This is a genomic window from Diaphorobacter sp. JS3051 (genome assembly GCF_015832135.1).
GTDB lineage: Bacteria > Pseudomonadota > Gammaproteobacteria > Burkholderiales > Burkholderiaceae_C > Diaphorobacter > Diaphorobacter nitroreducens.
In genome coordinates, this window is record NZ_CP065406.1 from 3,756,948 (window position 1) to 3,777,762 (window position 20,815).

The window sequence follows — 20,815 nt, forward strand, 5'->3', positions numbered from 1 at the left end:
CCGCAGCCTCACGAGCCCGAAGGGCCGCCCGCCTGGGTTTGCAGGTAGTTGGGCAGGCCGATCTTCTCGATCAGGCCGAGCTGCTTTTCCAGCCAGTAGGCGTGGTCTTCCTCGGTGTCGCGCAACTGGGCCAGCAGCATGTCGCGGCTCACGTAGTCGCGGTGGGATTCGCACAGGGCCATCGCGGCCTTCAAGCGGGCCTGTACGGTGTATTCGGTGTCCAGGTCCTTGCGCAGCATCTCCTGCGCGGATTCGCCGGGCGTGAAGTCGTGCGGGCGCATGTCAGGGCGCCCGCCCAGCATCAGGATGCGGCGCAGGATGGCGTCGGCATGCTGGGTTTCCTCCTCCATCTCGTGACCCATGCGCTCGTACAGGCGGGTGAGGCCCTGGTCCTCGTACTGGCGGGAGTGGATGAAGTACTGGTCACGCGCGGCCAGCTCGCCGCGCAGCAGATCCTTGAGGCAGTCGATGACTTCCGGGTGGCCTTGCATGTTGTTGTTCTCGTGGGGGTGGTGATGGCGTGAGTATCCGGCGCCTTGCGCGCCGGTTCAATGGCGGCCGTCAATTCCCGGGCGCGGGCGCCCTGGATGCGGGCCGTACGCAGGCGCATTCTCATCCTGGCAGCGTTGGACGGGCGCGGGCGTGTCACGGCCCTGCGGCACAATGCCCGCCATGCTGATGTACCCCCAAATCGACCCCGTGGCCCTGCAGGTCGGGCCTTTGTCCATCCACTGGTACGGCCTGACCTATCTGGCCGGTTTTGCGCTGTTCATGTTCCTGGGCATGCGCCGCCTGAGCCACCAGCCCTACGCATCCCTGCGTGGCGATCAGGCGTGGTCGCGCAAGGACGTGGAGGACATCCTGTTCCTGGGCGTGCTGGGCGTGGTGGTGGGCGGGCGGCTGGGGTACTGCCTGTTCTACAAGCCGGGCTACTACCTGAGCCACCCGCTGGAGATCTTCTACGTGTGGCAGGGCGGCATGAGCTTTCACGGCGGGTTGCTGGGCGTGATCGGTTCCATGCTGTGGTTTGCGCATTCGCGCCGCAGGCCCTGGCTGCAGGTGGCCGATTTCGTAGCGCCCTGCGTGCCCACGGGGTTGGCGGCCGGGCGCATCGGCAACTTCATTAACGGCGAACTGTGGGGGCGCTTCGCGCCGCAGGATCTGCCCTGGGGCATGGTGTTCCCGCAAAGCGGCTCCATGCTGCCGCGCCATCCGTCGCAGATCTACCAGTTTCTGCTCGAAGGTCTGCTGCTGTTCGTGCTGCTGTGGCTGTATGCGCGCCAGCCGCGCAAGCGTGGCGAGGTAGCGGCGGCGTTCCTCGTGGGCTATGGCGTGCTGCGCTTCACGGCCGAGTATTTCCGCGAGCCCGACAGCTTCCTGGGCCTGCTGTCGCTGGGCATGAGCATGGGGCAGTGGCTGTGCATCCCGATGGTGGCGGCCGGGGTGGCGATGTGGGTCTGGGCGCAGCGGCAGGGCGCTCCTGAGGGATTTGCATAAAAGAAGGCGCCAGCGCTTGTCCAGCAAGCGCTGGCAGCTCTCATTTTTGATTGTTCCTTGCGGGCGGCGCGGTGGCGGAGTGTTGCCGCGTTGCGTCAATATGCTCCGCTAGGGATAGTCCCCATCCCGGCGGCTTGGCATGCTTTCATAATTATTGAAAATTACGCGAAATGATGCAGTTTCGCGACCACTTGTGTGCCATTCGTGACGTCATAACGCCTGCCGCCCATTCACCATGCGCCGTCCGCCTGCCAATTCCCTGCACCACCAGGCCGCCGAGATGCTGCGCCAGCAGATCTTTGCGGGCGAACTGGCGCCGGGCAGCTTCGTGGACGAGGCCGCGCTGTGCGAGCGGCTGGCCGTGTCGCGTACGCCGCTGCGCGAGGCGCTCAAGGTGCTGGTGGCGGAAGGGCTGCTGCGCCATGAGCCGCGCCGCGGCTGCTTCGTGGCCGAGATCACGGAGCGCGATCTGCAGGAGATCTTCCCCGTGATCGCGCTGCTGGAGGGCCGTGCGGCCTATGAGGCCACCGAGCACGCAGGCCCCGCCGACATCGACGCGCTGCAGGTGCTGCACCAGCGCCTGCAGGACCATGCCGAGGCGGGGCGCATCACCGAATACTACGAAGCCAACTACGCCATCCACGAGGCCTTCATCACCCTGGCGGACAACCGCTGGCTGGCCCAGGTGATCGGCGACCTGCGCAAGATCCTGCGCCTGGCGCGGCACCAGACGTTGCAGGTGCCCGGCCGGCTGCAGCAGAGCCTGTCGGAGCACCGGCAGGTGTTCGCCGCACTCCAAAAGGGCGACGCCGCCGCGGCTGAGCAGGCCATGCGCAACCACCTTCTGGCGCAGCGCGACGCGCTGCGCGAGCTTGCACGCAACTACCCCTCACGGATCACACCATGAACGCCGCCTCCACCTGGATCTCGCGCAACGTGGACCGCCTGCGGTCCGCAGACAGCAAAGCCGCCAGCAAGAACAAGGACAAGGACGGCGCAAGCGCCGCGCCGCCCAAGCCTGCGGCCGAACGCTCCACGCACGAGCGCCTGCAGGCCACGCTGCGCAGGAGCGGCGAGGCGCTGTCGCCCCGCGTGCTGCGCCGGTTGCTGACCGACCTGCAGGAAGTGGTGGCCCCGCGCGTGAGCGAGATCGAAGGCGGGCGCCGCGCGCGGGCCATTGCCGCGTGGTACGCCGAGGCCACGCCCGAAGAGCGGCGCGACCTGTGGTTGCTGATGTGCGAGCAGTTCGCGCCCGATGCCACGCGCTTCAAATCGGCCCAGCAGCGCTACGAGGCCGCCGCCGGCACCGACGATGCGCCCCAGGCCGAAGCCCACCTGCGCCGCGCCATGGTGTCGCCGCGTACACGGCTGCTGCAGCGCTTTGCGGTGTTTCCGGAAGGCATGCGCTTCCTCGTGGACTTGCGCGCCGAGCTGCTGCCCCTGCTCAAGAGCGACAAGCGCCTGCTGCCGCTGGACGCGGAGCTGGAGCAATTGTTCTCCACCTGGTTCGATGTGGCGTTCCTCGAACTGAGGCGCCTGTCGTGGGATTCGCCCGCCTCGCTGATCGAAAAGCTCATCAAGTACGAAGCGGTGCACGACATCCGCAGCTGGGCGGACCTGAAGAACCGACTGGACAGCGACCGCCGCTGCTACGGGTTCTTTCACCCCCGCCTGCCCAATGAGCCGCTGATCTTCGTGGAGGTGGCGCTGGTCAACGAGATTTCGTCCAGCATCACCCCGCTGCTGGACGAGGCCGCCGAGGCCGCCGACATCCAGCGCGCCACCACGGCGATCTTCTACTCGATCAGCAGCACGCAGACGGGGCTGCGCGGCGTGAGCTTCGGCGATTCGCTCATCAAGCACGTGGCCGAGACGCTCACGGAGGAGTTCCCGCGCCTGCGCACCTTCGCCACGCTCTCGCCGATCCCGGGTTTTCGTTCCTGGCTGTCCAAGAACTGCGCCGCGCAGCTGGAGCAGCTCGACGAGAAGCGCCTGGCCGAACTGGGCCGTGCCGTGGGCTTCGAGCCGCCGCAGGCCGCGCATGTGCTGGCCGCGGCCGACAAGGCGCTGGAGCTGCCGCCCAAGTCACCCGTGCGCCAGCTGCTCATGCAGTGCGCGGCGCGCTACCTGGGCCGCGAGCTGCACGACGGCAAGCCGGTGGACCCGGTGGCGCGCTTTCACCTGGGCAATGGCGCGCGCGTGGAGCGGTTGAACTGGGCGGGCGACCCGTCGGCCAAGGGGCTCAAGCAGTCCTTCGGGCTGATGGTCAACTACCTGTATGACCTCAAGCGCATCGACAAGCACCACGGCCTGCTTGCGCAGGGGCGCGTGCCCGTGTCGGGCGATATCGACAGCCTGTGCCGTGACTGACGGCGCGCTGCCTCGGCGCCAGCGGGCGCGGCGGGCCTTGTATGCTCGCGCCCAGCTGCCCTCGGCGGCCTTGGCCGAGCGGGCGCGCCGCGCCTGAGCACCTGCCAACCCACCCTTTTCACAACAGAAAGACAGGAGACAACGCCATGCGAGAGAGAGAGAACTTGAGCCAGATCGCCACCGCCGCGCTGCAACGCCGTGACATGCTGCGCGCAGCCGGCGCTGCGGGCCTGGCGCTGGCCACGGGCGGTGCCTGGGCGCAAGGCGCCAGCGGCTGGCCGACCAAGCCGGTCAACATGGTGGTGCCGTTCCCCGCGGGCGGCGGCACGGATGCCTTTGCGCGCCCATTGGCTGCGCAGTTTGCCAAATCCACGGGCAAGACGCTGGTGATCGACAACCGCGGCGGCGCGGGCGGCACCGTGGGTGCCAGCGTGGCGGCCAAGGCGCCAGCCGATGGCTACAACCTGTTCATGGGTGGCGTGCACCATGTGATTGCACCGTCCATGTACCCCAAGCTGGACTACGACCTGGAAAAGGACTTCGTGCCGCTGGCCCTGGTGGCCAACGTGCCGCAGGTGCTGGTGGTGAACCCGCGCAACGTGACGGCCACCAACATGAAGCAATTCATGGACTTCGTGAAGGCCAACCCCGCCAAGCTGAACTATGCGTCGGCCGGCTCGGGCACCTCGCACCACCTGGCGGGCGAGCTGTTCAAGCTGCAGACGGGGACTTTCATCACCCACATCCCCTATCGCGGCGCGGGACCTGCGCTGCAGGACCTGATCGGCGGCAACGTGGACATGCTGTTCGACGGCCTGGGCTCGTCGGCCTCGCACATCAAGGGCGGGCGCATCAAGGCGCTGATGGTGTCGGGCTCCAAGCGCAACCCGGCCTTCCCCGACGTGCCCTGCGCGGCAGAGGTGGGCCTGCCGGACTACACCGTGTCCACCTGGTATGGCCTGTGGGCGCCCAAGGGCACGCCGGCCGACCTGCAGGCGCGCATCGTCGAGGAGATCCGCAAGCTCGGCCAGGCCGAGGAGCTCAAGGCCATCTGGGCCGGCAACGGCGCGGAGTTCGGCACGCTGTCGCAGGCGGACTTCGCCAAGATGGTCAGCAGCGAGATCAAGCGCTGGGCGCAGGTGGTGAAGGCCTCGGGCGCCAAGCTGGAGTGATGTAGTTCCCCACTGCGGCGCCCCTCCAGTGGCGCCGCCTCCACCCCCACGAAGAGAGTCCGATCGCATGCCAGGTGAAGTTGTCGCGGCCATGGCCGCAGGAGAGGCCGCCGGCCGCGGCGTGGCGCGCGTGACGCTGCGCCACGAGGGCCGGCTCAACGCCATGTCGCGCGCCATGTGGCGCCAGTTGCGCACGGTGTTCCTGGACATCCAGCGCAGCGATGGCGTGCGCTGCGTGCTCATCGAGGGGGCAGGGGAGGCGTTCTGTGCGGGGGGGGATATTTCCGAGTACCCCGCCTTTCGCTTCGACCCCGCGCAGCTGCGCGACTTCCACGAGAGCGATGTCTGGGGCGGGCTGGCGGCCATGCTGGACTGCGACGTGCCCATCGTCGCGCGCATCGCAGGCGCCTGCATGGGCGCGGGCGTGGAGATCGCCAGCTGCTGCGACATCCGCATTGCCGCTGCCGGCGCGCGTTTCGGCGCGCCCATCGCCAAGCTGGGCTTTCCGATGGCGCCGCGCGAGGCTGCCTTGGTGGCGGGCGCCGTGGGCGACGTGACGGCGCGCCAGATGCTGTTGGAGGCGGCCACCTTCAGCGCCGCCGAGATGGCGCAGCGGGGCTTTCTGAGCCGCGTGGTCGACACCGAGCAGCTGGAGGCGCAAGCCCTGGGCACGGCGCTGCGCATCGCAGCCTTGGCGCCTGGTGCGGCCCGGCTCAACAAGCAGACCTTGCGCGCTATACGAAAAAATGTGCCGCTAGCGCCTGACCAGCAAGCGCAAGCAGCTTCTGATTTGATAGCAAATAACGCACTGGCCGACCCCTACGCCTATGCCGACAGCGCCGAACACCGCGAGGGTATCAACGCCTTCCTGGCCAAGCGCGCTCCCGTTTTCTGAATCCTTTGTGTGTGCACCACCATGAGCTCCTCCTCCCAGAACCTGTTTTCCGCGCTGCGCGCCGCCTTTCCTGCTGACCTGGACCAAATCGCCGTCGAGGCCGCCTCGGCCGCGGGCGCGCCGCTGCTCTACACCTGGCGCGACCTGGACCGCGCCAGCGCCCGCATCGCCAACCTGCTGGCATCGCTGAAGCTGCCCGAGGGCAGCCGCATCGCCGTGCAGGTGGAAAAGTCGGTCGAAGCCATGCTGCTGTACCTGGCCACGCTGCGCGCCGGCTACGTGTTCCTGCCGCTAAACACCGCCTACCAGAGCGCAGAGATCGAGTACTTCATCGGCAATGCCGAGCCGGCCGTGGTGGTCTGCACGCCGGGCAACTTCGGCTGGGTGTCGAAGATCGCCTTTACTGCCGGCACGCAACATGTGTTCACGCTGGGCGACGACCGCACCGGCAGCCTGCTGGAGCGCGCCGCGCACTTCGGCGACGAGCACCGCGCCGTCCCGCGCAAGGCTGACGACCTGGCTGCCATCCTCTACACCAGCGGCACCACGGGACGCAGCAAGGGCGCGATGCTCACGCATGGCAACCTGCTGTCCAATGCCCAGGTGCTCAAGGACTACTGGGGCTGGAAGCCCGGCGACGTGCTGATCCACGCGCTGCCCATCTTCCACGTGCACGGCCTGTTCGTGGCCATCCATGGTGCGCTGATCAATGGCAGCAAGATGATCTGGATGGCGAAGTTCGACCCCAAGGCGGTGATTGCTGCCATGCCGCGCGCGACGGTGTTCATGGGCGTGCCCACGCTCTACGTGCGCATGCTGGCCGAGCCGGCGCTGACCCAGGCCGCGGCCAGCCACATGCGGCTGTTCATCGCGGGCTCGGCGCCGCTGCTCATCGAGACTTTCAAAGAATGGCAGGACCGCACGGGCCACACCATCCTGGAGCGCTATGGCATGAGCGAGACCATCATGCTCACCAGCAATCCCTACGCGGCCGACGCGCGCCATGGCGGGCAGGCGGAGCGCCGCGGCTCCACCGTGGGCTTTCCGCTGCCCGGCGTGGGCCTGCGCGTGGTGGACGATGCTGGCAAGCCGGTGCCCGTGGGCGAGATCGGCAACATCCAGGTCAAGGGCCCCAACGTGTTCAAGGGCTACTGGCACATGCCCGAGAAGACCAAGGAAGAGTTCAGCGCCGACGGCTGGTTCAAAACCGGCGACGTTGGCAAGGTGGATGAGCGCGGCTACGTGAGCATCGTGGGCCGCAGCAAGGACCTGATCATCAGCGGTGGCTACAACGTCTACCCGGCCGAGATCGAGGGCTACATCAACGAGATGCCCGGCGTGGCCGAGAGCGCCGTGGTCGGCGTGCCGCACCCGGACTTCGGCGAAGTGGGCGTGGTGGTGGTCATCCCCAAGCCCGGTGCAAAGGTGGATGGCGACGCGGTCATCGCATCGCTTAAGAGCCAACTGGCCAACTTCAAGATTCCCAAGCGCTGCTTCGTCACCACCGAACTGCCGCGCAACACCATGGGCAAGGTGCAAAAGAACCTGCTGCGCGACCAGTACAAGGGGCTGTTCGCCTGAGCCGGCGCGGCATTGCAATACAAAAAGGCGGCCTGGGCCGCCTTTTGCTATTTTTATGATAGCTGCTAGCGCTTGATGGTAGGGCGCTAGAGCCTGATTTGATGCTTAGCGCAGCACCAGCACCGGAATGTGCGAGTGCGTCAGCACGTGCTGCGTTTCGCTGCCCAGCAGCAGGCGCTTGATGCCCTTGCGGCCGTGCGAGGCCATCACGATCAGGTCGCACTTGTGCTTCTTGGCGGCGGCGATCACGGCTTCGGCGATCAGGTCGGACTTGGCGACCACGGTCTTCACGGTTACGCCTTCGTCGGTGCCCTGCACCTTGACCTTGTCCACCAGTTCCTGGGCCGCATCCGCCCACTGCTTCTCGATGCGCTTGATGTCCGCGGCGTCCACGGGCAGGCCACCTTCGAAATAGCTGCGCGGATACCGGGGAACGACCTTCAAGGCGACCACCGATGCACCTGTGAGCCCCGCCAGCGAGAGCCCGCTTTCCACGGCCTTTTGCGACAAGGGGGAACCGTCGGTGGCTATCAGGATGCGTTTGTACATGTGCAGCGCCTCATTTCGTTAAGAACGGTAAAAGCATAGGATAGTTCGTGGTCCATGTCTTGATTCAAGTCAATGAGTCCTTCGCGCAATCCGAATAGTCTTGAGGCTATGTCAAATCCTGATGCCGACCCGTGGGCGTCGCCCCTCTCCACGGCTGCACCGGATGAGGTCGCGCTGCTTGATGACCCCCAGGAATGGTCGGCCTTTGGCAAGCCCTGCGCATCCACCCCCGCAGGTGCGGATGCCCAGGCGGGTCCGTGGGAGTCGCATGTGGTGCTCGACGGAATGCACTGCGCCGCCTGCGCCCTGACCATCGAGGAAGCCCTGCGGCGTGTGCCCGGCGTGGCGGAAGCGGACGTGAGCGCCGCCACCCGTCGCGCACGCGTGGTATGGGACCCGCGACGGGTGCGGCCGTCGCAGTGGATGGGCGCGGTCCAGAAGGCCGGTTACCGTGCGCTGCCTGCCCTGGATGCGCTGGCGCGGGAGCAGCGCCAGCGCGAGAACCGCAAGGCGCTGTGGCGCTGGCTGGTGGCGGGTTTTTGCATGATGCAGGTCATGATGTACGCATGGCCTGCCTACCAAGCCATGCCCGGCGACCTGACCATGGAAATGGAACAACTGCTGCGCTGGGCCTCCTGGGTCATCAGCCTGCCGGTGGTGCTGTTCGCCTGCGGGCCTTTCTTCTCCAGCGCGCTGCGCGATATCCGGCAGCGGCGGGTCAGCATGGATCTGCCCGTGGCGCTGGGCATGCTCATCACCTTCGTGGTCAGCATGGCGGGCACGTTCGATCCGACCGGCCCCTTTGGCCGCGAGGTCTACTACGACTCGCTGACCATGTTCGTCTTTTTCCTGCTCACGGGCCGCTGGCTGGAGCTGCGCCTGCGCGATCGCACGGCAGGGGCGCTGGAAGCCGTGATGAACCGGTTGCCCGACAGCGTGGAGCGGCGGGCGGAAGACGGCAGCTTCACGCGCGTGGCCACGCGCCGTCTGCAGGCCGGAGACGTGGTGCGCGTGTTGCCGGGGGAGGCCTTTCCCGCGGATGGCCGCATCCTTTCAGGCGGTACCCAGGCCGACGAGGCGCTGCTCACCGGTGAATCCACGCCTGTGGACCGACCCGAAGGCAGCCGCGTGACGGCGGGCAGCTACAACCTGCGGGCACCGGTCACGGTGGAGGTTTTGGCGCTGGGCAGTGAGACGCGCTTTGGGCAGATCGTGGCATTGATGGAGAGCGCGTCTTTGCAAAAGCCCCGCCTGGCGCAGCTGGCGGACCGGGTGGCCCGGCCTTTCCTGGTGGCGGTGTTGTTGGCCGCGGTGCTGGCGGCAGTGTGGTGGTGGCCGAGCGACCCCAGCCATGCTCTGATGGTGGCGGTGGCGGTGCTCATCGTTACGTGCCCCTGCGCGCTGTCTCTGGCCACGCCGGTGGCCATGCTGACGGCTGCGGGCACCTTGGCGCGGCGAGGCGTGCTGGTGCGCAATCTGCAAGGGCTGGAGGCGCTGGCCGCGGTGGATACGGTGGTCTTCGACAAGACGGGTACGCTGACCCGCGATGGGCTTGCGCTGCATGCCGTACATGTGGCGCCAGGGGCCGGCTGGGGCGAGGGCGAGGCGCTGGCCCTGGCTTCGGCGCTGGCGGCGCATTCACTGCATCCCGCGTCGCGCGCGCTGGCATCCGCCGCGCAGTCTGCCGCGGCGCCCGCGGGCTGGACGGTCCATGCCGTGCAGGAGCTGCCGGGTGCAGGCCTGGTGGCCCGTGCATCGTCACCGTCACACGCGCAGGAAACGATTCTGCGCCTGGGCTCTGCGGCCCATGCACGCGTGCCTGCCGTGGGCGGCGATGCGGGGCCGCAGGTCGTGCTGTCCATGGAATGCGAAGGCGCGGCGGTGGAAATCGCGCGGTTCGTGCTGAGCGAACAACTGCGCCCCGAGGTCGCGGCGGTCGTGCGCGGGCTGCGCGCCGAAGGCGTGGCGGTCGAGCTGCTGTCCGGTGACCGGGCCGAGTCCGTGCAGCGGGTGGCTGCCCAGGCCGGCATCGGCCAGGCCCGGGGAGACTGCACCCCGCAGGACAAGCTCGCGCATCTGCAGACGTTGCAGGCGCAAGGACACCATGTGGCGATGGTGGGCGACGGGCTCAACGACGGCCCCGTGCTGGCCGGTGCGCATGTCTCGTTTGCGTTCGGCCGCGCCGTGCCCCTGGCCCAGTCACGGTCCGACTTCGTGGTTATGGGCGAAAATCTCGCCCTTGTTGCGCAGGCACTCTGGCTGGCGCGGCGCACCTTGCGCGTCGTCCGCCAGAACCTGTGGTGGGCGGCTGCATACAACGCGCTGTGCGTGCCCCTGGCGATTGCGGGCTACATGCCGGCTTGGCTCGCGGGCCTGGGCATGGCGCTGAGTTCACTGCTCGTCGTGCTCAACGCGGCCCGCCTGGCGCGCCTGCCGGACCCGCTCAGCCACGAGAGTTCCGGCGACTGCGCTGGTGCCCCACGTGCCGTGAGCACGCCCTTGGAGGTCGTCTGATATGGACATCCTGTATTTGTTGATTCCGCTCTCCGTCGTACTGGTGCTGTTTGTACTGGCGGGACTGTGGTGGGCCGTCTACCGTGGCCAATTTGAGAACGTCGATCAGGAGGGGGAGCGCATTCTGAGGGACGGTTGATGTTCGTCAATAGGCCTACTGCGAGCCTGGTTAAAACTTTTTACTGCAAATACTAGAGGTGCCCGATGGATTCTTCACAAACAAGAGTTGCGCACTACGACGACACCGTAGTGCGCCAGTTTTCTATCATGGCTGTCGTATGGGGGGTGGTCGGCATGCTGGTAGGCGTGTTCATCGCCGCCCAGCTGACCTGGCCTGAACTCAACTTCGGCATTCCATGGCTGAGCTATGGCCGGCTGCGTCCGCTGCACACCAATGCCGTGATCTTCGCATTCGGCGGCTGCGGCCTGTTCGCCACCAGCTATTACGTGGTGCAGCGCACTTGCCAGGCGGGGCTGTTTCTGCCCAAGTTGGCGGCGTTCACTTTTTGGGGCTGGCAACTGGTCATCGTAGCGGCGGCCATCAGCCTGCCGCTGGGCTATACCTCCGGCAAGGAATATGCCGAGCTGGAATGGCCGATCGACATCCTGATCGCTGCCGTGTGGGTCTCTTATGCGGTGGTGTTCTTCGGAACGATCGGCCAGCGCAAGGTGAAGCACATTTACGTGGCCAACTGGTTCTTCGGTGCGTTCATCATCGCCGTGGCGTTGCTGCACATCGTCAACAGTGCGGCCATTCCGGCGGGCTTCATGAAGAGCTACTCCGCCTACGCAGGCGTGCAGGACGCCATGGTGCAGTGGTGGTACGGCCACAACGCCGTGGGCTTCTACCTCACGACCGGCTTCCTGGGCATGATGTATTACTTCATCCCGAAGCAGGCTGGCCGTCCGGTGTACAGCTACCGCCTCTCCATCGTCCACTTCTGGGCGCTGATCTTCACGTACATGTGGGCGGGTCCGCACCACCTGCACTACACCGCGCTGCCTGACTGGACGCAATCTGTGGGCATGGTGTTCTCGCTGATCTTGCTGGCGCCCAGCTGGGGCGGCATGATCAACGGGATCATGACGCTGTCCGGTGCCTGGCACAAGCTGCGTGACGACCCCATCCTGCGCTTTCTGATCGTGTCGCTGTCGTTCTACGGCATGTCCACGTTCGAAGGCCCGATGATGTCCATCAAGACCGTCAACGCGCTCTCGCACTACACCGACTGGACTGTGGGCCACGTGCATGCAGGCGCTTTGGGCTGGGTGGGTCTGATCACCATGGGTTCGCTGTATTACCTGGTGCCTCGCCTGTTCGGCAAGGAGAAGATGCACTCCATCAAGGCAATTGAACTGCACTTCTGGATGGCGACCATCGGCATCGTGCTGTACATCGCCGCCATGTGGATTGCTGGCGTGATGCAAGGTCTGATGTGGCGCGCCGTGAACCCCGACGGCACGCTGACCTATACCTTCGTGGAAGGCGTCAAGGCGACCTATCCGTTCTACGCGATCCGCTTTTTTGGTGGTCTGCTATACCTCGGCGGTATGTTGGTGATGGCATGGAACGTCTGGGTGACGGCGATCTCCGGACGCTCCGTCAGGGTGGCCATTCCCGCCGTGAAACCCGCTCACGCCTGAAGTTCGGAGGGTCAACTACATGTCCAATACGCATAACAAAGCATCCACCGGCTTCACGCACGAGAAGGTCGAAACCAGCAACTTCCTGATGATCGTGTTGATCTTGCTGGTTGTGGCCGTCGGCGGCCTGGTGGAAATCGTTCCTCTGTTCTTTCAAAAATCGACGACTGAGGCCGTTCAAGGCGTGAAGCCTTACACGGCAGTGCAACTGATCGGACGCGATATCTACCTGCGCGAGGGTTGCTACAACTGCCACTCGCAGATGATCCGTCCGTTCCGCGCGGAAACCCTGCGTTATGGCCACTATTCGGTGGCTGGCGAGTTCGTCTACGACCATCCCTTTCAATGGGGTAGCAAGCGCACTGGGCCCGACCTGCATCGCGTGGGTGGAAAGTACAGCGATGAATGGCATCGCATTCACCTGAACAATCCGCGCGACGTGGTGCCCGAATCCAATATGCCCGCCTATCCCTGGCTCGAAAAGAACCAGATCGATCCTTCCGTTGTCGCTCCTCGCATGAAGGCATTGCGCACGGTCGGCGTCCCGTATACGGATGAGGAGATCGCCAGCGCCGCCGAGCAGGTCAAGGGCAAGACAGAGATGGATGCCGTGGTGGCCTATCTCCAGGTTTTGGGCCGTGCGCTCAAGTAATCGAGGAGCTGGTCATGGACATCACCACCATGCGTATCGTGGCCACGCTGGCGTCGCTGGCGTGTTTCGTGGGCATCTGGTTCTGGGCCTTCATGCGCCGCAACCGGGCCCGGTTCGAGGAGGCAGCACAGTTGCCCTTCGCCGAGGACTGAAGAAGTCTCCACAAGAAAAGAGATAACCCATGAGCGATTTCACGAGTAACTTCTGGTCCTTCTACGTGGCCGGAATCACCATCATCGGTATCGTGGCCTGCGGCTTGCTGCTGTGGATCACGTCCCGCAAGAAGGTCGAGGCTACGGCCGACAACACCACCGGTCACGTCTGGGACGAAGACCTGACGGAAATGAACAACCCCATGCCTCGTTGGTGGATGTGGCTGTTCATCATCACGCTGGTATTCGGTGCTGGCTATCTGGCTGCCTATCCCGGATTGGGGACCTTTAAGGGTAAGTTGGGCTGGACGCAGCTGGGCGAGTACCAAGCCGAAGTGGACAAGGCTAACGCAGAGTTGCAGCCCCTGTATGCGCGGTTCGAGGCCATGCAGCCCCAAGAGATGGCGGCCGACACAGCGGCCATGGCAATTGGTGAGCGTCTGTTCATGAACAACTGCGCGCAGTGTCATGGTTCCGATGCCCGCGGCAGCAAGGGCTTCCCCAACCTGGCCGACGGTGACTGGCTGCACGGCGGTGCGCCTGATCAGATCCAGAAGACCATCCACGATGGGCGCATTGGCGTCATGCCTCCCATGGCGGCCGCCGTGGGCTCGCCGGAAGATGTGCGTAACCTCGCCCACTATGTCCTGAGCCTGTCGGGAAGTCCGCATGACTCCCTGAAGGCGTCTCTGGGCAAGTCGAAGTTCACTGCGTGCGCTGCATGCCACGGGATGGACGGCAAGGGCAATGTGGCCCTGGGTGCCCCTAATCTGACGGATGACATCTGGCTGCATGGCTGGGGCGAAGCTGCCATCACCGCTATGATCAACAATGGCAAGACCAACGAGATGCCTGCCCAAACGGGCAAGTTGACCGATGCACAGATCAAGGTGTTGACGGCATACGTCTGGGGTTTGTCCAATAAGGCCGGCGCCCCGCGCTGATGCTCCCTGTGCGGCCGGCTCCCCGTCGAGGGGCGCCGGCCGTTTTGCGTTTTGGAAGTTGCACTTCCTTTTTGAGATTCCACCATGAAGCCAGCCGAAGGTCAGCCCCGTAAGGTGATTCCTATCACGCCAGTGGGGGCCGAAAGTTCGCAGACCGAGGTCATTTCGCTCTATGAGGCGCAAAAGAAAATCTATCCACGCTCGATAAGTGGAGTGTTCGCACGTTGGCGTTGGGCGATGGTGTTTCTGACACAGCTGGTTTTCTATGGCCTGCCATGGCTGGAGTGGGGGCAGCGCCAGATGGTGCTCTTTGACCTCGGAGCACGCCGTTTCTATATTTTTGGTTTGGTGCTTTACCCGCAGGACTTCATTTATCTGACGGGTTTGCTGATTATTTCCGCGCTGTCGCTTTTTCTGTTTACCGCAGTGGCGGGACGCCTGTGGTGCGGCTTCTCCTGTCCCCAGACCGTATACACGGAAATGTTCATGTGGATCGAGCACAAAGTCGAAGGCGACCGCAGTGCCCGTATGCGCCTGGACAATGGTCCGTGGACATTTGAGAAGATCTGGAAAAAATCTGTCAAGCAAGCCATTTGGATTGCGGTCGCATTCTGGACCGGCTTCACCTTCGTGGGCTATTTCGTTCCGATTCGCGAGCTGGGGGGAGAGTTGCTGGCCCTGCAAGGAGGGTGGCAGATATTCTGGGTGATCTTCTATGGGTTGGCCACGTACGGCAACGCAGGATTCCTGCGCGAGCAGGTGTGCAAATACATGTGCCCTTATGCGCGTTTCCAAAGCGCAATGTTCGACAGGGACACGCTGGTCGTCTCTTACGATCCTGAGCGCGGCGAGCCTCGCGGGCCCCGTAACAAGACCGTAGACCACAAAGCTGCGGGACTGGGTGACTGCATCGATTGCACGCTGTGTGTCCAGGTCTGCCCAACGGGTATCGATATTCGCAACGGACTGCAATACGAATGCATTGGTTGCGGTCTCTGCGTGGACGCTTGCAATACCGTGATGGATAAGATGAAGTATCCGCGCGGGCTGATTCGCTTCTCAACGCAGAACGGCGTCAAGAACCACTGGACCCAGTCGCAAATGCTCAAACGCGTGCTGCGACCCCGTGTGTTGTTCTATTCAGCGGTGCTGGTGGTGTTGTGCGTCGGCATGCTGGCCAGCTTGGTGGTACGCACCCCGTTGAAGGTGGACATCGTGCGCGACCGCGCTGCGCTCTCGCGCATCGTGGCGGGAGGCAAGCTTGAAAATATCTACCGGCTGCAGATCATGAACGCCACGGAGGGGGCGCAGCGCTACACCATCAGCGCCCACGGCATGGAAGGGCTGGAAGTGGCGTCCGAGACCGCAATTGACATTGGACCGGCGGAATCCCGATGGGTGGTTGTCCGTCTTCAAATTCCGTATGGCTCAGCATCTCCTGGATCGCATACGGTGTATTTCGATATTCAAGCGCAGGGTGATAAAGCCCAAGTGGCAGAGAAATCCGTATTCCTCGTACCCCGCTGAAGGCGGTCGTGGAATACAAATGAACAAGCTGTGCTCATAAATGAGCGAGGAGTTAATATAAATGTTGAGTAATTCCCCCATGAAACTGGACGACGACGGAAAGCCTTGGTGGACGTTTGGCCATGTCTGGCTTGTCATCGCGGGGCCGGTGATTGTCATCATTGCGGGCTTCGTGACCCTCTGGCTGGCCGTGAGCAAACCCGACCCCGTCATCGCGGAAGACTATTACCAACGGGGCTTGAACATCAACGAGACCCTGAAGGAGTCTGGGGGCGACATGACGCCTGCCATGAAGGGGCGCAACCATGCAGCTACTCCGCTGGAGGATCAACCGCGCTGACCGGCAGGGCGAGTCCTCTTTGCATGCCGGAGAACAGATGCTAGGCTGTCAACTACACCTGCTAGGAGATGGGCGAATGTGGATGCAACGATTGATGTGGATCGCGTGGCCGGCCTTTTTGATGGCGGGCGTCATGGAAATGGTGGTGTTCGCCTTCGTGGATCCAGAAGCGCTGCAGTGGTTTGATCAACCCCTGCATCTCTCGCGCGAAGGTGTGTATACCATCGCCTTCTTCACGTTCTGGTTCGTACTCATGGCTTCCAGCGCATTGACGACGCTGTTGTCACTCTCGCCCTTTGAGTTGAATCGCTGCCCCGTGCCCAAAGGGGCGCGGCCGGCTGATTGCGCCAAATACGTTTCCTGATCTTTCCGCCGATCAGTTATGAATGAGCAAAAAACCGAAGCTTAATGGCAGGCTTGCTGGCTGTTGACAATGCGCTTCAGCGCATCGGTATCGACGATGCGCACATGGCGCTGTTTTACTTCCACAATACCTTCTTCCACGAACTTGGAAAACGTGCGGCTGACGGTTTCCAGTTTCAATCCTAGGTAGCTGCCGATCTCTTCACGTGTCATGCGCAGCACCAATTCGGATTGCGAGAAACCCCGGGCATGCAAGCGTTGTACGAGATTCAACAGGAATGCGGCAAGGCGTTCCTCAGCACGCATACTCCCCAGCAACAGCATGACCCCATGCTCGCGAACAATCTCGCGGCTCATGATCTTGTGCACATGGTGCTGTAGTGCCGTAACTTCGCGCGACAACTCTTCAATACGATCGAAAGGCATGACGCATACTTCGGCGTCTTCAAGCGCTACCGCATCGCAAGTGTGACGGTCACTCACGATGCCATCCAGGCCAATGATTTCGCCCGCCATTTGAAAACCCGTCACTTGATCGCGACCGTCCTCGGTGGCGACACAGGTCTTGAAGAATCCGGTGCGGATGGCAAAAAGGGATGTGAAGGGTTCACCGTTCCGGAAAAGCGTGCCGCCACGCTTGATCTTGCGTCGTACAGCAACAATGTCATCGATGCGCTTGAGTTGCTGGTCGTCCAGACCCACGGGCATGCACAGCTCACGCAGATTGCAGTTTGAGCAGGCAACTTTGATGGTCTGGAGATTCGTATGCATGGGAACCCTGTTCATGGCTTGAGCTTACCTCTGAACGGCTGGGAGACATGGAATGCCGTAGGCCGCCGGACGACTTTGAGCCGAAGTCAAATTGTCGCCACAAGGACCTCATGGGCGCTTGATCAACGTCAAGGACTCATGGGGGACTCTACGGCACAGTGATATGAAAGTGCAAGGAATCCCGTCATGACCGTTGTTACAACAGAGCTCCTGCGTCGCTTTGACGTCCCAGGGCCGCGCTACACCTCTTATCCGACTGCTGATCGTTTTGTCGAGGCTTTTGGCGAGCGGGAATACATCCTTGCGCTGCAGCAGCGTCGCGTGGGGTCGGTAGCCAAGGCGATGCCTTTGTCGCTTTATGTCCACATCCCGTTTTGTGAATCGCTGTGCTATTACTGCGCGTGTAACAAAATCATTACCCGGCATCCAGAGCGGACAGAGGTCTACTTGCGTTACCTCAGCCGTGAAATCGACCTGCATACGGCGCACTGCGGTGTGGGTCAGCATGTGAGCCAGCTGCATTTCGGCGGCGGCACGCCTACTTTTCTGACGGATGACGGTTTGCGCGAACTGATGGGCATGCTGAGGCGCAGTTTCGTCCTTGTTCCTGGGGGGGAGTACTCCATAGAAGTGGACCCCCGGACCGTGGATGAAGCGCGGCTGGGATTGTTGGCGGAGCTGGGTTTCAATCGCCTGAGCTTTGGCGTGCAGGATTTCGACCCTGAAGTACAAAAGGCCGTGCACCGCATTCAGCCTGCCGAAAAGGTGTTCGCGTTGGTCGATGCGGCTCGCAAGCTCGGGTTTGAATCGGTGAACGTGGATTTGATCTACGGGCTGCCGCGACAGACACCGGAGTCGTTTGATTGCACCTTGGAGCAGGTAGCCGAGCTGCGGCCAGACCGGATCGCGCTGTATGCGTACGCTCACTTGCCAGAACGCTTCAAATCGCAGCGACGCATCATCACGGCCGAGTTGCCCATGGCTTCGGCCAAGGTGTCCATGTTGGCCCGGTCACTTGATGTGTTCCAAGAAGCCGGCTACGTCTACGTGGGCATGGACCATTTTGCTCTGCCAGACGATGCGCTGGCGGTGGCCAAGCGGCAAGGCAGGCTGCACCGCAATTTCCAAGGCTATAGCACGCAGCCCGATTGCGACCTGATTGGTCTGGGCGTTTCTGCCATCGGGCGCGTGGGCGCTACTTACAGCCAAAACGTGAAAACGCTGGACGAGTATTACGACTGCATTAACCAGGGGCATTTGCCTGTGGTGCGCGGGCTGGCGTTGACCAAGGACGACTTGGTGCGCCGCGCAGTCATCATGGCGTTGATGTGCCAAGGTGAGTTGCTGTTTGAGCCGTTGGAACAGTCTTGGCTGATTGATTTCCGCAGTTATTTCGATGCGGAATTACAGCAACTGCAAGAAATGGCGGCTCAGGGCTTAGTGAAAATTAGTGATGAGGGCGTTGAAGTTACGCCCATGGGGTGGTATTTCGTGCGCGGTGTGGCCATGGTGTTCGACAAGTATCTGCAGGCTGACCGTAACCGCGCTCGCTTTTCCCGGATTATTTGACCCATGCTGTGGGCGCTGGCCACGACGGCCTTCCTGATGGGGCTGATGGGAGGGGCTCACTGTTTGGCGATGTGTTCTGTTCCCTGCGCGGCGCTTACGGGGCTGGGTGGCACGCCGGACGCCACCCACACCATTCAATGGGCGCCCCGCCGCGGAATCCTCCAACGGGTAGCGCAGTTTCACGTGGGGCGCCTGATTGGCTACGGCGCCGCAGGGGCGGTGGTTGCGCTGGCCATGGAGCAACTCGCGTGGCTGGGGCAAAGCACCTCGGCATTGCGCCCCCTTTGGACGCTGATGCACGTGCTCATCCTCGCGTGGGGCGGGATGATGATGGTGCAAGCGCAGCAGCCCTTGTGGGTTGAGCGGGCGGGGCGTGCTGCCTGGGCGAAGGTCAAGCCCTTGGTCTCTCGGCCTGGCGGGCTCCTGACCGCGGGTGTGGCCTGGGCGCTCCTGCCATGCGGCCTTCTGTATACCGCACTGTTGACTGCCGCTCTCAGCGGAAGCGTGCTCCGCGGAGCCTTGTGCATGGTCCTGTTTGGCGTGGGAAGCGGTGTATGGCTGGTGCTGGGGCCGTGGACTTTTGGCCGCATTCGCGCTTGGATCGGCGTGAAGGGTGGGGCGTGGGGGTCTCGGCTGGCAGGTGGTGTGCTTTTTTCCCTGGGTGCATGGGCGCTGTGGATGGAGGTTGTCCATGGGCAGCCGGCGCCGTGGTGCGTGCCCTGAAAACAGCGTTTTGTGGAACCACAGCGGCTCCGCGAAGCATGCCGTGGCAAGCGAATGGTGCACACTGAGACGCTCAGGCGTGACGTATCGCTGTCAGATCTCTACCAGCGGAAGTGACGAGTCTGTTCTCATCGACGTGGAGAAATCCAGCTACGCATCTCTGCCTTACTGGATGCGCCATCGTGCGTCTGGGGCGCGCGTTGCGTATCAGTGAGATTGCCGAAGGACTGGGAAACGCCCGAACCACGCCAGGATATTTGGCATCGGTGCGACGACTACCAAGGTCTGCTCTGTGCCTTGCAGATGGGTGGGTTGCGCGCGCTGGCCGCGGAGCGCCGGATTTTCTGAGCAGGTATTGAGGTCGCTGGCACTCACCCGGAGCGAGGGCGCAAGCGATTACCGGAGAAAAAGGTGTCTGCGAATGCCACCGGACCGGCATCCTGAACCGGGGGTTCAGGTGGGCGAGGGCAGCCAGGCGTTGGGTTCATCTGACGCGAGATGATCACGCTCACCGGGCAATGTACCAAGCCCGTGCTCAATGAGCATTGGTTCAAGGAAATATAAAGCCCGGCAGCACCGCAGACATGTTCATTGTAGTGGGCTGCCCGTGTGCGGCCAGGGGCTGGGCTTTTACCGTAATGGTTATAGGAGGCGCCCATCCTCGCCCAGCGCCTCGTCCAGGCGCAGGAGCAACTGCTGCACGCGCTCATCGCTGTCGTGCACATGCGGCGCGACCGGGGTGGGGGCCATGCGCGCAGGGGCTGAGGCGGCTGCCAAATCGGCGGCTTCGCGGTCGGCGATCTCGAAAGCCAGGTTGAGGGCCGCCAGCACGGCGATGCGCTCACGCGCGCGTACTTTGCCCGCGTCACGGATGCGCGTCATGGCGGTATCCACGCGCTCGACCGCCTCCAGCAGGCGCGACTCCTGGCCGTCCGGGCAGGCCAGGAGATAGCTTTGCTGGAGGATCTGTACCTCGATCTGCTTCATGGCGCGTCTTTCGTCTCAGCAGTGCCGGGGAGTTCGGGCTCGGCAGGCAGGCGGTCCAGCAATGCGTTCACGCGGGCACGGGCCGCCTGCAGGCGGGATTGGAGGGAATCGCGCTCCTGGGTGAGCGCCGCGACCTGCTGCGCCAACAGGGCATTGGTGCGCTGCAACTCGGCATGGCGCAGCAGCAGCCGCTCAACGCGCTCGGCGATCTGGTCGATGGAAGAGGGGGAGGCCATACGCTGCCGATTGTAGGGATCGGCGTGCGAACCATCGTAAAATTGCGCAGTTGGTGCTCGCGGCGTGGTTCACATGCCGCAGTTCAACGGGAAGCAGGGAGGGACTCTCCGCCATGGAGTGTGTCCTGTGCCTGCGCTGCCCCCGCAACGGTCAGCGGATGAGCCGTACCTCGGCTCCCTCTTCATTGACAAGCCACTGAGCGCCTTGAACAAGCGTTTGGGAAGGCGATGCAGAGCGTTCCGCCAGCCCGGATACCGGCCAACGAGGTGGCTCCGCGTTTCCTTTTGTGAAACCTGGGCCGTTATGCCCAGGTGCCGACGGGGAGGTC

The 20,815-nt window shown here is 63.5% G+C and carries 22 protein-coding genes and 1 riboswitch; of the genes, 17 read left to right on the forward strand and 5 right to left on the reverse strand.

Translation table 11 applies throughout. From position 1 onward, the window contains the following. Positions 1 to 8 precede the first annotated feature (8 nt). Positions 9 to 491 (reverse strand): bacterioferritin, encoded by a 483-nt coding sequence (gene bfr, locus I3K84_RS17875; protein ID WP_011804509.1) that lies wholly within the window; start codon positions 489 to 491, stop codon positions 9 to 11. A gap of 181 nt (positions 492 to 672) precedes the next feature. Here bfr and lgt point away from each other — a divergent pair, with 181 nt between their 5' ends. From lgt to I3K84_RS17905, 6 genes are all read left to right on the forward strand, one after another. Beyond that, on the forward strand, positions 673 to 1,497 hold the full coding sequence (gene lgt / locus I3K84_RS17880; protein WP_196995099.1) for a prolipoprotein diacylglyceryl transferase: 825 nt from the start codon (positions 673 to 675) through the stop codon (positions 1,495 to 1,497). Between the two features lie 235 nt (positions 1,498 to 1,732). Next, positions 1,733 to 2,404, forward strand: coding sequence for a GntR family transcriptional regulator (locus tag I3K84_RS17885; protein WP_196995100.1), 672 nt, complete (start codon positions 1,733 to 1,735; stop codon positions 2,402 to 2,404). Further along, positions 2,401 to 3,867 (forward strand): malonyl-CoA decarboxylase, encoded by a 1,467-nt coding sequence (locus tag I3K84_RS17890; protein WP_196995101.1) that lies wholly within the window; start codon positions 2,401 to 2,403, stop codon positions 3,865 to 3,867. Before I3K84_RS17885 ends, I3K84_RS17890 begins: the two co-directional genes overlap by 4 nt. A gap of 146 nt (positions 3,868 to 4,013) precedes the next feature. Then, positions 4,014 to 5,039: a tripartite tricarboxylate transporter substrate binding protein gene (locus tag I3K84_RS17895; protein WP_088887419.1), complete on the forward strand. Its 1,026-nt coding sequence runs from the start codon at positions 4,014 to 4,016 to the stop codon at positions 5,037 to 5,039. A gap of 67 nt (positions 5,040 to 5,106) precedes the next feature. Then, complete coding sequence (locus tag I3K84_RS17900) at positions 5,107 to 5,934, forward strand: enoyl-CoA hydratase/isomerase family protein (RefSeq protein ID WP_196995102.1); 828 nt, start codon at positions 5,107 to 5,109, stop codon at positions 5,932 to 5,934. Between the two features lie 21 nt (positions 5,935 to 5,955). Next, on the forward strand, positions 5,956 to 7,515 hold the full coding sequence (locus tag I3K84_RS17905) for a malonyl-CoA synthase (protein WP_196995103.1): 1,560 nt from the start codon (positions 5,956 to 5,958) through the stop codon (positions 7,513 to 7,515). Between the two features lie 105 nt (positions 7,516 to 7,620). On the opposite strand, the gene I3K84_RS17910 is transcribed toward I3K84_RS17905, so the two are convergent. Continuing rightward, positions 7,621 to 8,064, reverse strand: a complete 444-nt coding sequence (locus tag I3K84_RS17910; protein WP_011804516.1) for a universal stress protein — start codon at positions 8,062 to 8,064, stop codon at positions 7,621 to 7,623. A gap of 108 nt (positions 8,065 to 8,172) precedes the next feature. Between I3K84_RS17910 and I3K84_RS17915 the strand changes: the two genes are divergently transcribed. The 9 genes from I3K84_RS17915 (at position 8,173) to I3K84_RS17955 (ending at position 16,201) form a co-directional block, all read left to right on the forward strand. Then, positions 8,173 to 10,578: a cation-translocating P-type ATPase gene (locus tag I3K84_RS17915; RefSeq protein ID WP_196995104.1), complete on the forward strand. Its 2,406-nt coding sequence runs from the start codon at positions 8,173 to 8,175 to the stop codon at positions 10,576 to 10,578. A 1-nt stretch (position 10,579) separates the two neighbouring features. Continuing rightward, a complete protein-coding gene (gene ccoS, locus I3K84_RS17920; RefSeq protein WP_011804518.1) occupies positions 10,580 to 10,717 on the forward strand; it encodes a cbb3-type cytochrome oxidase assembly protein CcoS in 138 nt (45 codons plus the stop codon). Positions 10,718 to 10,782: 65 nt separating this feature from the next. Continuing rightward, positions 10,783 to 12,222 carry a cytochrome-c oxidase, cbb3-type subunit I gene (ccoN, locus tag I3K84_RS17925; protein ID WP_196995105.1) on the forward strand — a complete coding sequence of 480 codons (1,440 nt, stop codon included), beginning with the start codon at positions 10,783 to 10,785 and terminating at the stop codon, positions 12,220 to 12,222. Positions 12,223 to 12,241: 19 nt separating this feature from the next. Then, complete coding sequence (gene ccoO / locus I3K84_RS17930; RefSeq protein WP_011804520.1) at positions 12,242 to 12,874, forward strand: cytochrome-c oxidase, cbb3-type subunit II; 633 nt, start codon at positions 12,242 to 12,244, stop codon at positions 12,872 to 12,874. A gap of 14 nt (positions 12,875 to 12,888) precedes the next feature. Then, positions 12,889 to 13,026, forward strand: coding sequence for a cbb3-type cytochrome c oxidase subunit 3 (locus tag I3K84_RS17935; RefSeq protein WP_011804521.1), 138 nt, complete (start codon positions 12,889 to 12,891; stop codon positions 13,024 to 13,026). 29 nt (positions 13,027 to 13,055) lie between these two features. Further along, positions 13,056 to 13,970: a cytochrome-c oxidase, cbb3-type subunit III gene (gene ccoP, locus I3K84_RS17940; RefSeq protein WP_015912718.1), complete on the forward strand. Its 915-nt coding sequence runs from the start codon at positions 13,056 to 13,058 to the stop codon at positions 13,968 to 13,970. Between the two features lie 84 nt (positions 13,971 to 14,054). After that, on the forward strand, positions 14,055 to 15,497 hold the full coding sequence (ccoG, locus tag I3K84_RS17945; RefSeq protein WP_103737279.1) for a cytochrome c oxidase accessory protein CcoG: 1,443 nt from the start codon (positions 14,055 to 14,057) through the stop codon (positions 15,495 to 15,497). A gap of 61 nt (positions 15,498 to 15,558) precedes the next feature. Continuing rightward, positions 15,559 to 15,837, forward strand: a complete 279-nt coding sequence (locus I3K84_RS17950) for a FixH family protein (RefSeq protein ID WP_088887415.1) — start codon at positions 15,559 to 15,561, stop codon at positions 15,835 to 15,837. Between the two features lie 76 nt (positions 15,838 to 15,913). Next, positions 15,914 to 16,201: a hypothetical protein gene (locus tag I3K84_RS17955; RefSeq protein WP_015912721.1), complete on the forward strand. Its 288-nt coding sequence runs from the start codon at positions 15,914 to 15,916 to the stop codon at positions 16,199 to 16,201. 41 nt (positions 16,202 to 16,242) lie between these two features. Here I3K84_RS17955 and fnr read toward each other — a convergent pair whose 3' ends face one another. Continuing rightward, positions 16,243 to 16,986, reverse strand: a complete 744-nt coding sequence (gene fnr, locus I3K84_RS17960) for a fumarate/nitrate reduction transcriptional regulator Fnr (RefSeq protein WP_011804526.1) — start codon at positions 16,984 to 16,986, stop codon at positions 16,243 to 16,245. A 171-nt stretch (positions 16,987 to 17,157) separates the two neighbouring features. Here fnr and hemN point away from each other — a divergent pair, with 171 nt between their 5' ends. Further along, on the forward strand, positions 17,158 to 18,540 hold the full coding sequence (gene hemN / locus I3K84_RS17965) for an oxygen-independent coproporphyrinogen III oxidase (RefSeq protein ID WP_196995106.1): 1,383 nt from the start codon (positions 17,158 to 17,160) through the stop codon (positions 18,538 to 18,540). Positions 18,541 to 18,543: 3 nt separating this feature from the next. Then, entirely contained in the window at positions 18,544 to 19,263 is a 720-nt protein-coding gene (locus I3K84_RS17970) for a sulfite exporter TauE/SafE family protein (RefSeq protein WP_196995107.1), read from the forward strand. 642 nt (positions 19,264 to 19,905) lie between these two features. Here the strand turns inward: I3K84_RS17970 and I3K84_RS17975 are convergent. After that, positions 19,906 to 20,250, reverse strand: coding sequence for a cell division protein ZapA (locus tag I3K84_RS17975; RefSeq protein ID WP_047350787.1), 345 nt, complete (start codon positions 20,248 to 20,250; stop codon positions 19,906 to 19,908). Further along, entirely contained in the window at positions 20,247 to 20,486 is a 240-nt protein-coding gene (locus tag I3K84_RS17980) for a hypothetical protein (protein WP_015912724.1), read from the reverse strand. Before I3K84_RS17980 ends, I3K84_RS17975 begins: the two co-directional genes overlap by 4 nt. Positions 20,487 to 20,520: 34 nt before the next feature. After that, positions 20,521 to 20,765, forward strand: a riboswitch (cobalamin riboswitch). The last annotated feature ends 50 nt before the right edge of the window (positions 20,766 to 20,815 follow it).

What these genes read in the sequence shown, in the direction of transcription:
- ccoN (WP_196995105.1), top strand. Translation starts at nt 10,783, where the DNA reads ATGGATTCTTCACAAACAAGAGTTGCGCACTACGACGACACCGTAGTG.
- I3K84_RS17905 (WP_196995103.1), top strand. Translation starts at nt 5,956, where the DNA reads ATGAGCTCCTCCTCCCAGAACCTGTTTTCCGCGCTGCGCGCCGCCTTT.
- I3K84_RS17900 (WP_196995102.1), top strand. Translation starts at nt 5,107, where the DNA reads ATGCCAGGTGAAGTTGTCGCGGCCATGGCCGCAGGAGAGGCCGCCGGC.
- I3K84_RS17950 (WP_088887415.1), top strand. Translation starts at nt 15,559, where the DNA reads ATGTTGAGTAATTCCCCCATGAAACTGGACGACGACGGAAAGCCTTGG.
- ccoG (WP_103737279.1), top strand. Translation starts at nt 14,055, where the DNA reads ATGAAGCCAGCCGAAGGTCAGCCCCGTAAGGTGATTCCTATCACGCCA.
- I3K84_RS17895 (WP_088887419.1), top strand. Translation starts at nt 4,014, where the DNA reads ATGCGAGAGAGAGAGAACTTGAGCCAGATCGCCACCGCCGCGCTGCAA.
- ccoS (WP_011804518.1), top strand. Translation starts at nt 10,580, where the DNA reads ATGGACATCCTGTATTTGTTGATTCCGCTCTCCGTCGTACTGGTGCTG.
- ccoP (WP_015912718.1), top strand. Translation starts at nt 13,056, where the DNA reads ATGAGCGATTTCACGAGTAACTTCTGGTCCTTCTACGTGGCCGGAATC.
- I3K84_RS17915 (WP_196995104.1), top strand. Translation starts at nt 8,173, where the DNA reads ATGTCAAATCCTGATGCCGACCCGTGGGCGTCGCCCCTCTCCACGGCT.
- I3K84_RS17955 (WP_015912721.1), top strand. Translation starts at nt 15,914, where the DNA reads ATGTGGATGCAACGATTGATGTGGATCGCGTGGCCGGCCTTTTTGATG.
- I3K84_RS17885 (WP_196995100.1), top strand. Translation starts at nt 1,733, where the DNA reads ATGCGCCGTCCGCCTGCCAATTCCCTGCACCACCAGGCCGCCGAGATG.
- I3K84_RS17970 (WP_196995107.1), top strand. Translation starts at nt 18,544, where the DNA reads ATGCTGTGGGCGCTGGCCACGACGGCCTTCCTGATGGGGCTGATGGGA.
- I3K84_RS17975 (WP_047350787.1), bottom strand. Translation starts at nt 20,250, where the DNA reads ATGAAGCAGATCGAGGTACAGATCCTCCAGCAAAGCTATCTCCTGGCC.
- bfr (WP_011804509.1), bottom strand. Translation starts at nt 491, where the DNA reads ATGCAAGGCCACCCGGAAGTCATCGACTGCCTCAAGGATCTGCTGCGC.
- hemN (WP_196995106.1), top strand. Translation starts at nt 17,158, where the DNA reads ATGACCGTTGTTACAACAGAGCTCCTGCGTCGCTTTGACGTCCCAGGG.
- I3K84_RS17935 (WP_011804521.1), top strand. Translation starts at nt 12,889, where the DNA reads ATGGACATCACCACCATGCGTATCGTGGCCACGCTGGCGTCGCTGGCG.
- I3K84_RS17910 (WP_011804516.1), bottom strand. Translation starts at nt 8,064, where the DNA reads ATGTACAAACGCATCCTGATAGCCACCGACGGTTCCCCCTTGTCGCAA.
- ccoO (WP_011804520.1), top strand. Translation starts at nt 12,242, where the DNA reads ATGTCCAATACGCATAACAAAGCATCCACCGGCTTCACGCACGAGAAG.
- lgt (WP_196995099.1), top strand. Translation starts at nt 673, where the DNA reads ATGCTGATGTACCCCCAAATCGACCCCGTGGCCCTGCAGGTCGGGCCT.
- I3K84_RS17890 (WP_196995101.1), top strand. Translation starts at nt 2,401, where the DNA reads ATGAACGCCGCCTCCACCTGGATCTCGCGCAACGTGGACCGCCTGCGG.
- fnr (WP_011804526.1), bottom strand. Translation starts at nt 16,986, where the DNA reads ATGAACAGGGTTCCCATGCATACGAATCTCCAGACCATCAAAGTTGCC.
- I3K84_RS17980 (WP_015912724.1), bottom strand. Translation starts at nt 20,486, where the DNA reads ATGGCCTCCCCCTCTTCCATCGACCAGATCGCCGAGCGCGTTGAGCGG.